At 70.9% G+C, this 10,790-nt stretch carries 11 protein-coding genes; 6 read left to right on the top strand and 5 right to left on the bottom strand.

Going from position 1 to position 10,790, the window contains the following annotated elements; translation table 11 throughout:
* Position 1: 1 nt before the first annotated feature.
* Complete coding sequence (locus ACE101_RS30125) at positions 2–904, bottom strand: DMT family transporter (RefSeq protein WP_379137828.1); 903 nt, start codon at positions 902–904, stop codon at positions 2–4.
* A 42-nt stretch (positions 905–946) separates the two neighbouring features.
* Between ACE101_RS30125 and ACE101_RS30130 the strand changes: the two genes are divergently transcribed.
* The 3 genes from ACE101_RS30130 to glcF all read left to right on the top strand — a co-directional run bounded on the left by ACE101_RS30130 (position 947) and on the right by glcF (position 5,221).
* Complete coding sequence (locus ACE101_RS30130) at positions 947–2,386, top strand: lipopolysaccharide biosynthesis protein (protein WP_379137831.1); 1,440 nt, start codon at positions 947–949, stop codon at positions 2,384–2,386.
* A gap of 83 nt (positions 2,387–2,469) precedes the next feature.
* Positions 2,470–3,660, top strand: a complete 1,191-nt coding sequence (gene glcE, locus ACE101_RS30135) for a glycolate oxidase subunit GlcE (protein WP_379137834.1) — start codon at positions 2,470–2,472, stop codon at positions 3,658–3,660.
* 217 nt (positions 3,661–3,877) lie between these two features.
* The gene (glcF, locus tag ACE101_RS30140) at positions 3,878–5,221 is read left to right on the top strand and encodes a glycolate oxidase subunit GlcF (RefSeq protein WP_379137837.1); all 1,344 of its coding nucleotides are present in this window, start codon (positions 3,878–3,880) and stop codon (positions 5,219–5,221) included.
* A 3-nt stretch (positions 5,222–5,224) separates the two neighbouring features.
* Here glcF and ACE101_RS30145 read toward each other — a convergent pair whose 3' ends face one another.
* Entirely contained in the window at positions 5,225–6,430 is a 1,206-nt protein-coding gene (locus ACE101_RS30145) for a pyrophosphate--fructose-6-phosphate 1-phosphotransferase (RefSeq protein WP_379137840.1), read from the bottom strand.
* A gap of 104 nt (positions 6,431–6,534) precedes the next feature.
* The gene (fabI, locus tag ACE101_RS30150; RefSeq protein WP_379137843.1) at positions 6,535–7,395 is read right to left on the bottom strand and encodes an enoyl-ACP reductase FabI; all 861 of its coding nucleotides are present in this window, start codon (positions 7,393–7,395) and stop codon (positions 6,535–6,537) included.
* 292 nt (positions 7,396–7,687) lie between these two features.
* Between fabI and ACE101_RS30155 the strand changes: the two genes are divergently transcribed.
* On the top strand, positions 7,688–7,939 hold the full coding sequence (locus ACE101_RS30155) for a hypothetical protein (protein ID WP_379137846.1): 252 nt from the start codon (positions 7,688–7,690) through the stop codon (positions 7,937–7,939).
* A gap of 87 nt (positions 7,940–8,026) precedes the next feature.
* Here ACE101_RS30155 and ACE101_RS30160 read toward each other — a convergent pair whose 3' ends face one another.
* Complete coding sequence (locus tag ACE101_RS30160; protein ID WP_379137848.1) at positions 8,027–8,260, bottom strand: hypothetical protein; 234 nt, start codon at positions 8,258–8,260, stop codon at positions 8,027–8,029.
* 387 nt (positions 8,261–8,647) lie between these two features.
* On the opposite strand from ACE101_RS30160, the gene ACE101_RS30165 reads away from it, so the two are divergent.
* Together ACE101_RS30165 and ACE101_RS30170 are read left to right on the top strand one after the other, a co-directional pair.
* A complete protein-coding gene (locus ACE101_RS30165) occupies positions 8,648–8,911 on the top strand; it encodes a hypothetical protein (RefSeq protein ID WP_379137851.1) in 264 nt (87 codons plus the stop codon).
* A gap of 40 nt (positions 8,912–8,951) precedes the next feature.
* A complete protein-coding gene (locus ACE101_RS30170) occupies positions 8,952–9,464 on the top strand; it encodes a YbaK/EbsC family protein (protein WP_379137854.1) in 513 nt (170 codons plus the stop codon).
* A gap of 371 nt (positions 9,465–9,835) precedes the next feature.
* On the opposite strand, the gene ACE101_RS30175 is transcribed toward ACE101_RS30170, so the two are convergent.
* On the bottom strand, positions 9,836–10,552 hold the full coding sequence (locus tag ACE101_RS30175) for a PhoH family protein (protein WP_379137857.1): 717 nt from the start codon (positions 10,550–10,552) through the stop codon (positions 9,836–9,838).
* Positions 10,553–10,790: the final 238 nt, after the last annotated feature.

Here is a 10,790-nt window from a genome sequence, read left to right on the forward strand (position 1 = left end):
TCTACCGCCGCGCCGCGAGCGCCGAGCCCGCCAGGATCAGGCCGGTCCCCGCCGCCGTCGCGAGCCCCGGCACCTCGCCGAAGGCGAGGAAGCCGAGCGCCACCGCCCAGATCAGTGCGGTATATTCCATCACGGCGAGCCGCGCGGCCTCGGCCCCCGCATAGGCGCGGCTCAGCACGAGGTGGCCCGCCACCCCGAGCGTGCCGACGAGCACGAAGGGCAGCCAGTCCGGCCCGGTGACCGGCACCCAGGTATAGGCGGCGGGCGCCGCCAGCATCGCGGCGGGCCCGAGATTCTGGATCGCCACGATGGTGACGACGGGATCGTGCCGGGCGCGGGCCCGCAGCAGCACCATCGACAGCGCGTAGGTCAGGGCCGAGACCAGCACCGCGGCGATGCCCCACAGCCGCTCCGCCTCGCCGGAGATCTCCTCTCCCGAGATGCCTGTGCCGATCTGGCCGCCGACCACGACCAGCACCCCGGCGAGGCCGAGCAGCAGCGCCGCCCAGACCTGCGGCCTCACACTCTCGCGCAGCAGCAGGGCGGCGAAGAGGGCGATGAAGATCGGGCTGAGGAAGGAGAGCGCCAGCGCCTCGGCGAGCGGCAGCCGCCCGAGCCCGGTGAAGAAGGTGAGCGCCGTCGCGACCACCAGGAGCGCGCGCAGGCCGTTCGTCCGCCACGTCTCCCAGGACGGCCAGCCCGGCCGCTGCACGGCGATGAGCGCGACCATCAGCACCGAACCCACGAGGTAGCGGACGAAGGCGATCTCCGGCACGGAATAGCGGGCGGCGAGCCCCTTGATCGTCGCATCCATCAGCGACAGGAGGCCGATGCCGAGGGCGGCCTGGAGCATCGCGCGGCCGGGCGACGCGGCGGCACTTAAGGACATCTTCGCGGCTGGCACCTACTATCCCTCCCGTCCCGGTCCGCATTCCGAAAGCCCGACATGGCGGTCATCGCAGCCTTCGTGATCAACGCCGCGCTCAACTTCGCGCTCGGCCTGCTGATCGCGCAGTTCCTCGGGCCGGCGGATTTCGGCCGCTTCGCCCTCGGCACGGCGGGCGCCGTGCTGCTCAACACGCTCCTGTTCGAGTGGCTGCGTCTCTCGGCGACGCGCTTCTACTCCGACCGGGTGCGTCAGCACGAGCCCTGGATCCGCGCGATGCTCAACCGCGCCTACGCGGCGGTGGCCGTGGGGCTCGCGGGCGCCGCCCTGCTCTGCCTCGGCGGGGCCGAGGCGGCGGCCGGCTGGCATGAGGAAGGCCGCCTCGCCGCCGCCGCGGCGGGGACGGCGGTGGGCATCGGCCTGTTCGACGGCTACGCGGCGCTCGCCCGGGCCCGGTTCGCGGGCGGCCTCTACTTCCGGTTGGTGCTCGCCAAGAACCTGATCGCGGCGGTTCTGATGACCGCCACCGCCTGGCTCCTGCCCTCGCCGGCCGTGGTGATGGCGGCGGGGGGCCTCAGCCAGCTCCTCGCGGTGCTGGCGGTGCGCCGCGCCCTGGCCGATCCGATCCCGGCCGGCGCGCGGGCGCGCGGGCCCGAGACGCTGCGGCTCTTCCTCGGCTACGGCCTGCCGCTCATCGCCGCCAACGCGATCTATCACCTGATGCCCTTCGCGAACCGGGCGGCGGTCGCCGCGGCGGCGGGCTTCGCGGAATCGGGCTACTTCTCCCTCGCGGCCGATATCGGCGGGCGCATCTTCAGCACGCTCGGGGCCGCCCTCGATCTCCTGCTGTTCCAGCTCGCCGTGCAGGCGGAGGAGCATCACGGCGCCGCCGCGGGCGAGGCGCAGGTGGCGCGCAACGCCGCGACGGTGGTGGCGCTGATCCTGCCCTGCGCGGCGGGGTTCTGGCTCGTGGCGCCGTCCGTCGAGGCGATCGTGGTGCCGGAGGCGTTCCGCGGCCACTTCACCCGCTACACGCTGATCCTGCTGCCCGGCCTGTTCGCCGGGGCGCTGATGAATTTCGCCCTCAATCCCATCTTCCAGATCCGCCGCCGCACGCGGCCGGTGATCACCGCCGCGCTCATCGGCGCCTGCACGAACGCGCTCGGCGTCCTCGCCCTCGCCGGGCCCCTCGGCGCCCATGGCATCGCGGCCGCGCAATCCCTCGGCCTCGTCGCCGCCTGCGGCTTCCTGGCTCTGCGCGGCCTGACCGGGCCGCAGCGCCTGCGCCTGCCCCTGCGCGACATCGCGGGCGCGCTCGCGGCAACGGGCGTGATGGTCGCCGCGGTGCTGCCGCTGCGGGGGCTCGGGCCCTGGGCGTCGCTCGGCGCGAGCGTCGCCGTCGGCGCGGGCGTTTACGGCGCCCTCGTCTGGAGCTTCGACATCGCCGGCCTGCGGGCCGCGGTGGCGCCGCGCCTGCGGCGGGCGGTCCCGGCGGAGTAGCGGCTCCGCCGCTTGCGCCGCCAGCACCTTCGCCGCATTGCTGCGGGCAACGGTCGATGTCAGGCCGGCAGGGAGTGGCGGCCATGAGCGTGTACGAGCCCCGGACCGAGGCGGAGGCGGCGGAGCTGGTAGCGGCCGCGGCGGCGCGGCGGGAGCGGCTGCGGGTCGTGGGCGGCGGCACCAAGGCCGCGATCGGCCGGCCGGCCCAGGACGAGGCGACCCTCTCCGCCCGCGGGCTCAGCGGCATTACCCTGCACGAGCCGGCGGAGCTGGTGATCGGAGCGCTCGCCGGCACGCCGCTCGCCGAGGTGGAAGCGCGCCTCGCCGAGGGGCGCCAGATGCTGCCCTTCGAGCCGATGGATCACCGTGCGCTGCTCGGCTCCTCCGGCGAGCCGACGATCGGCGCGGTCGCGGCCGGCAACATCTCGGGACCGCGGCGGATCTCCGCGGGCGCGGCCCGCGACAGCCTGATCGGCGTGCGCTTCGTCAACGGCCGCGGCGAGGTGGTGAAGTCGGGCGGGCGGGTGATGAAGAACGTCACCGGCCTCGATCTGGTGAAGCTGATGGCGGGCTCCTGGGGCACCCTCGGCCTCCTCACCGAGGTCACCTTCAAGGTGCTGCCGATTCCGGAGCGCACCGCGACCCTGGTGCTGCTGGAGCTCGACGATGCCCGCGCGGTCGAGGCGCTGAGCCTCGGCCTCGGCTCCCCCTTCGAGATCACCGGGGCGGCGCATTGGCCCGCCGGGATCGGCGGGGACCGGGCGCGGACCATGCTGCGCATCGAGGGCTTCTCCGCCTCGATCGACTATCGCCTGGGCGAATTGCGCCGGCTGCTGCGGCGCTTCGGCACGCCGGAGATCCTGGAGGGCGAGCCCGCGGCGGATCTCTGGACCGCCGTGCGGGATGTCGGTCCCTTCGCGGCGGCGCAGGGCGCGGGCGCCGTCTGGCGGATCTCCACGGCCCCGACGCGCGGTCCCCGGATCACCGCGGCGATCGCGGAGGAGCGGGCCGCGGCGTGGTTCTACGATTGGGGGGGCGGGCTGATCTGGCTGCGCACCGACGCGGCGGGCGATGCGGGCGCGGCCGTGGTGCGGGCCTCCGTCGCCCAGGCCGGCGGCCATGCGACGCTGATGCGCGCGCCGGAAGCGGTGCGCGCGGCCGTGCCGGTATTCGAGCCCCTGTCGGAGCCGCTGATGCGGCTCACCGCCGGCATCAAGGCGGCGCACGATCCGGCCGGGTTGTTCAACCCGGGGCGGATGTATGCGGGGGTGTGATACGGTTTGCGGAAGATCACTTTCGGAAACCGTATCACGAGCCCGCGCGGCGCCTGAGCGAGGCCGGTTTCCGCATCGCGAAGCGATCATCCGGAAACCGTATGAGGCGATCGCAGCCCGGCGGCGACACATGCCGCATCCACGCGCTTTGAAATTGGTCTAGAACACGCTCGGCCCACGAGAAGCCGACCCGACAAAGCGTGACCGAGGATCCGCCGTGCAGACCAATTTCGCCCCCGCGCAGCTCGCCGATCCGGCCATGGCGGCCTCGGAGAAGATCCTGCGCACCTGCGTGCATTGCGGCTTCTGCACCGCCACCTGCCCGACCTACCTGCTGCTCGGCGACGAACTCGATTCCCCGCGCGGACGCATCTACCTGATCAAGGACATGCTGGAGGGCGGCAAGCCCGCCACCCCGGAGGTGGTCAAGCACGTCGACCGCTGCCTCTCCTGCCTCTCCTGCATGACCACCTGCCCGTCCGGCGTGCATTACATGCACCTCGTCGACCACGCCCGCTCCTACATCGAGGAGACCTACGCGCGACCGGCCGCCGACCGCTGGCTGCGCGCGCTCCTCGCCCGGGTTCTGCCCTATCCGAACCGCTTCCGCCTCGCGCTCCTCGCCGCGACGGTGGGCCGGCCGTTCCGGGGCCTCGTCGCCGGCCTGCCGCGGGTCGGCAGCCGGCTCGCCGCCATGCTCGACCTCGCGCCCGGCACCCTGCCGAACCGCTCCGCCATCGACCGGCCGGGTCGCTTCCCGCCCGCGGGCGCCGCGCGGGGCCGGGTCGCCCTGCTGCGCGGCTGCGCCCAATCGGTCCTTCGGCCCGATTTCAACGAGGCCGCGATCCGGCTCCTCAACCGCCACGGTATCGAGGTGGTGCAGGCGAAGGGCGAGGGCTGCTGCGGCGCGCTCACCCACCACATGGGCCGCGAGGAATCCTCGCACGCGCTCGCCAAGCGCACGATCGATGCCTGGATCGCCGAGATGGACGGGACGGGCCTCGACGCCATCCTGGTCACGGCCTCGGGCTGCGGCACCACAATCAAGGATTACGGCTTCATGTTCCGGGACGACCCGGCCTATGCGGAGAAGGCGCGCCGCGTCTCCGCCATCGCCAAGGACGTCACCGAATACGTCACGCAGATCGGGCTCATGGAGCCGGTGGTCGAGACCGACCTCGTGGTGGCCTACCACTCGGCCTGCTCGATGCAGCACGGGCAGGGCATCCGCACCGAGCCCAAGGCGCTCCTCAAGCGGGCGGGCTTCACGGTGAAGGACGTGCCGGAGGGCCACATCTGCTGCGGCTCGGCGGGCACCTACAACATCCTGCAACCCGAACTGGCGGCGGCGTTGCGCGCCCGCAAGGTCGCCAATATCGAGCGGGTGCGCCCGGATCTCATCGCCACCGGCAACATCGGCTGCGCGACGCAGATCGGGAAGGGCACCGAGATCCCGATCGTGCACACGGTCGAACTGCTCGACTGGGCGACCGGGGGTCCGCGCCCGGCCGCCCTCGACGGCCTGCCCGACCGGGCGCCGCTGCCCGTCGCGGCGGAGTAGCGCTCAGCCGCGCGGCTGGCCGATCGCGTCGAGCAACTCCGTGAACCAGGGGGTGGCCGGATCGAAGGCCTTGCCGCCCCGGATGCGCGGGAACGCGATGGCGCTGAGGCGCCCCTCCCGCTCCTCGTCGTGGCCGATCACCCCGGACACCCCCTTGAGCGCGCACTCGACCGCGAGGTCGACCATGCCCTGGATCAGGTGGAGGTCGTCGGCGTTCGGGGCGGCGGAGCGCGCGAAGTGGCCGGATTTCTGGACGAGCGTCTTCTCGACGCCGAGGCGGGGCCCGAAGCGGTCGGCGAACCATTGGCCGACGTTGACGGTATCGATCTTCACGTGGCCGAAGGGATCGCGCCCGAGCACCTCTCCGCGTCCCTCGATCTCGGCGACGATGGTGTCGAGCCCCGCGCCCTCGCTGAGGAAGATCGTCACGCAATCCTTCTCGGCGAGCCGCGCGCGCAGGCGCTCGGCCTCGCGGTCGAAATCGATCTCGACTTCCGGCACGTAGACCGCGTCGATGTCCTTGTGGGCGAGGTCGAGGTTGAGGGCCGGCAGGAAGGTCTGGCGGGCGAGGCGCTGGCGATAGGCGCGCGCCGTCGCCGCGGTGAGCCAGCCGCAATTGCGGCCCATCACCTCGTGGACGAGGAGCATGCGCGGGTTGGCACTCTGCTCGTTGACGATGTTCTCGAAGAACACGGCGCCCTGCTCCGCCGCACTCCAGGCGCCGAGCGACTGGCGGATCGGCACCACGTCGTTGTCGATGGTCTTGGGCAGGCCGACCACGGTCAGCCGGTAGCCGTTCCGCTCGAGATAGGCCGCGAGCTCGGCCGCCGTGGTGTTGGTGTCGTCGCCGCCGATCGTGTGCAGGATGGTGACGCCGTCCTGGGCGAGCCGCTCGGCCGCGACCTTCAGCGGATCCTCGCCCTCGCGCACGAGGCCGCGCTTCACGCAATCCTTCACGTTGGTGAGCTTCACGCGGCTGTTGCCGAGCGGCGAGCCGCCGTGCCGCAGCAGCGTGCCGGCCTGCGCCCGCACCTCCGGGGTGACGGCGAGCGCCTCGCCCTTGAGGAGCCCCCAATAGCCGCTGCGGTAGCCGATGATCTCGATCTCGGGGGCGAGATCGGTGTAGCGGCCGATCAGCCCGCCGACCGCCGCCGAGAGGCAGGGCGCGAGGCCCCCGGCGGTCAGCATGGCGACTTTGGGCGTGGTCATGGTGCGACTCCGCGACAGCTCTGGGCCGGGAGCCGGATACTGGCCTCACGGGAGGGCGGATGCCACCCCTCGCGCGCGAACGGAATGGAGCGGATGCGCCCCGCTCACTCCTTGCTCATGTCCGGCGCTTCCGGATTCTTCATGCCGACCACGTGATAGCCCGCATCGACGTGCAGGATCTCGCCGGTCATGCCCCGGGACATGTCGGAGACGAGGTAGGTGGCGGTCTCGCCGACCTCCTCGATGGTCACGGTCCGCCGCAGCGGCGCGTTGTACTCGTTCCACTTCAGGATGTAGCGGAAATCGCCGATGCCGGAGGCGGCCAGCGTCTTGATCGGGCCGGCCGAGATGGCGTTGACGCGAATCTTCGAGGGGCCGAGATCGGCGGCGAGGTAGCGCACGGAGGCTTCCAACGCGGCCTTGGCGACGCCCATCACGTTGTAGTGGGGCATCCACTTCTCGGCACCGTAATAGGTCAGCGTGAGCAGCGAGCCGCCGTCCTTCATCAGCTTCTCGGCCCGCTGCGCGACCGCCGTGAACGAGTAGCAGGAGATGAGGAGCGACTTGGCGAAGTTCGCCTCGCTCGTATCGATGTAGCGGCCGGTGAGCTCGTCCTTGTCCGAGAAGGCGATGCAGTGGACGACGAAGTCGAGCCCGCCGCCGAAATGGCGGCCCGCCTCCTCGAAGGCCGCGTCGATCGAGGCCGGATCGGTGACGTCGCAATGCCCGACGACCGCCGCGTCGAGTTCCTTGGCGAGCGGCTCGACCCGCTTCTTCAGGGCCTCGCCCTGATAGGTGAAGGCGAGTTCGGCCCCGTGCTGCCGGGCGCTCTTGGCGATCCCCCAGGCGATCGACCGGTTGTTGGCGACCCCAAGGACGAGGCCGCGCTTGCCGGCCAGCAGGCCGGTCCGCGGGCCAGCGGCCTGCTCGAAATCCTCGACCTGAGCCCGGTTCGTATCCGCCATGGTTCACCAACGCATGCTGCCGCGGGACGGCCTGCCGGGCCGTGGAGCGCGGAGGAACTGTTCTCCGCCCGGCATCCTTAGCCGACGGTCGCGGGCGACGGAAGTCCACGCGGCACTCTCGCGTTCGGCGAAGACGGGCGAGATCCGCCCGCCGCCCCGGGCCATGCCCCCTCCGGAGGGCTGATTGCCCTCCCGGGACCGGCGCGATATGTCATCGTTAACAAGACGATACGATCCGCGGAGCCGAGCCGGCCCCCGCGAGAACGGCGGACGACGAGGAGGATGGCGCCCCATGAGCGGATACTGGTTCTGCGAGACCGCGCAGGGCGAATTCCGGATCGCGATGACCCGGTGGGCCGGTCGGGACCGGGTGGTCCTGTTCTTCGAGCGCGAGCCGCTCGGCTGCTACGACACCGCCGAGGTTGCCCTCGACCGGCTGATCCACGGGGAAACCTACACGCCCTCCTGCGGGCTGGACCTGCGCCACCTCGCCCTGCCGACGACGCTGTCCGACTGGGTGTTCGCGGCCGACGCGCACGCCTGAAGCCTCCAGGCCCGAAGTCTGCGCGCCCGGAAGCCTCGGCGCATCGCGGACGGCCGCGGGCGCAGCCGTCCGGCGGGAGCCGGGCGATCAGGTGGCGGAACGTACCACCTTGGTGATGGCGAGCGGCGGGCGGCCGGATTTCTCCGCGATCTCGCGATCCTGCTCCTCGATGATGTCCCGGGCCGGCGCATCGCCGTCGAGCCCGGTGAGGGCGGAGCGGGGCACGCGGCGGTTCGAGCGCCGGGAGCCGTCCTCGTAATAGACATCGAACAGGATGAAGCCGGTCTCCTGCGGTTTCGGCTTCTGCTTCGAACGCAACATCGGGGTCGTCTCTCATTCGGGGCCGGGCGCAGCGGGACGGGCCGCGCGCAGGGCGAGCTTGGGGTCGGGAACGGAACGAAGGATCGCTCGACGGGCATGCCGGTCGAGGCCCGGCGATCGGTCGGGCCTGTGAGAGGCGCCGCCGCGCGGATCGCCTCCTCCTACATGGCGCGCCGGGGCAACGATTTCCAGCGCTCGTCCGCAGGGACCGGACCGCACGGCCGCCGGGGCTGTCACGCCGCTGCAACACCTGTGACGCACCTGCCGCGATGCGCGGCTTTGCGCCGCGCGCGTTAACCTCTTCGCAATTCCTCGCTGGCCCGGACCGCGGCCCGATCCTATGAATCGGGTGTTCACCCGCACCGGACGCCCGAATCACCTCAGCCGATGTCGGATTTTGACTCCTTCCCTCCCCCGGACCTCTCGGATCAGGACGCCAAGCGCGCGGCCCTGACCTATGTGTCGGAAGCCTTCGCCGAGGGCTGCCTTGACGGCCTCGACGGGGACTGCATGGCCCAGGCTGCGCTCTTCGCCGCGTTCCAGGAGCTGGTGCAGACCTACGGCGAGGAAGCGACCGCGCGCTATGCGGAAGGCTTCCCCGACCGCATCCGCAACGGCGCCTACACGACCCATCCGGAGCCCCGGCACTGAGCCTTGCCCCGATGAGTCCCGCTTCAATGAGCCTTGCCCGATGAGCCTCGCTTCCGTGCGCGCGTTCCTGGCCGAGCGCGCGCCCGACCTGCCCGTGATCGAGACCGCGGCGAGTTCCGCCACGGTCGCGCTCGCGGCCGCGGCCCACGGCGTCGAGCCGGGCCGCATCGCCAAGACGCTCGCCCTGCGGGTCGGGGAGCGCGTGCTCCTCGTCGTGACGCGCGGGGATGCGCGGCTCGACAATCGCAAGCTGAAGACGGTCTTCGGCGGGCGGGCGCGGATGCTCGATGCCGCGGAGACCGAGCAGGTGACCAGCCACCCGGTGGGCGGCGTCTGCCCCTTCGGGCTGCCGGCGCCTCTGCCGGTCTATTGCGACCTGTCCCTGCGCGCCTTCGCGGAGGTCGTCCCCGCGGCCGGATCGACGCACAGCGCCGTGCGGCTCCCGCCCGAGCGGATGGCGAATCTGGTCGGGGCGGAATGGGTGGATGTCTGCCAGCCGGTGGAGAACCGGGCCGAGAGCGGCGGCACCGGCCTGGATCAGGCCGCCGAGTAATCGGTGGACACGCGCGATTCGGCGGGCCTTCCACAGCGCGAACCGATGGTTGCAGGATCGCTGAACGGCTGAACCGGAAGTCCACCGGATCAGAGGCCAGAGCATTTTCCGACCAAGCGGATCCCGGTTCGTCGCAGGAAATGCGGCAAAATCAGAGACCGAGAGCGGCGTCCGATTGCACCGTGATCGAGCGCTGGTCCGACCGTGCCCTCCCGCCCCTCATGCTGAGTGCCGGGCGATCGACAATCGCGCGGCCCTCAGCATGAGGAAGGGATGGGCTCCAGGAATGCTCGGCAGAACGGCGCTCTCCCGTCCTGCCGAGGCTCTTGCTCGTCACCGCCGCCGCACCGATGGTCCTGCGGCGAGGCTGCCTATACGCGCGCCTCCTCGAAGGCCCTCACCCACTCGGCGCAGATCCCCGAGCGGACGATGTCCTCCAGGCCGAATTCCACGATCGGGATCGGCATCATCCGGCTCTTCACGAGATGGATCACGGTCCGGAGACCGGAAGTCTCGCGCAGGTCGGTCTGCGACACGTCGCCGTTGATGATGACCTGGCAATCGTCGCCGATGCGGGTCAAGAACATCTTGATCTCGGCCGGGGTGGTGTTCTGGGCCTCGTCGAGGATCACGAGGCAGTTCTTGAAGGTGCGGCCGCGCATCACCTCGAAGGGGACGATCTCGATGTCGCCGGCTTTCAGCGCGATGTCGAAGGCGCCGGCGCCCATGCGCTCCTTCATGGTCTCCGTGAGCGGAGCCACCCAGGGAGCGATCTTCTCTTCAAGGGAACCGGGGAAGTAGCCGAGGGAGCGTCCGGAGGGGACGTTGGGCCGGGTGATCACCACTTTGGCGATGCGGCGCTGCCTCAGAAGATCCGCAGCACGTGTGCCGGCAATGTAAGTCTTGCCGGTGCCGGCGGGGCCGAGAACGATGACTTGGGAATGGGAACCGAGGGCTTCGAGGTATTCGGCCTGACGGGCCGTCATGGGTTGGATCGGCGGCGGATTGCGCTCCTCCTCGAACCGGGTGCGGTGCATCCTGATCGGGCGATCTTCGACCAGTTCAAGTCGTGCGCGTCGTCTCTTCATAGATCAACACTCCCACTGGACTTGCGGTGCCGCTGTATCGTGTGCCCTCGTGTGTCCCAAACCTCCTTCTGTGCCGCTCAGCGACTTAATTCCCGCGGGTTCGAACGGGTTCCACATTCGATCGACGTTGGCGGTGGACAAGTCCGCTTCGGTCTCCCCAACGGTATGCCGACAATCCTTGCCCAGCAATTCCCGTACCGCGGCGCAAAAGGCGCTTTTCGCAGTTGCCAAGATTAGC

The organism is Methylobacterium carpenticola (genome assembly GCF_042748905.1).
Taxonomy (GTDB): domain Bacteria; phylum Pseudomonadota; class Alphaproteobacteria; order Rhizobiales; family Beijerinckiaceae; genus Methylobacterium; species Methylobacterium carpenticola.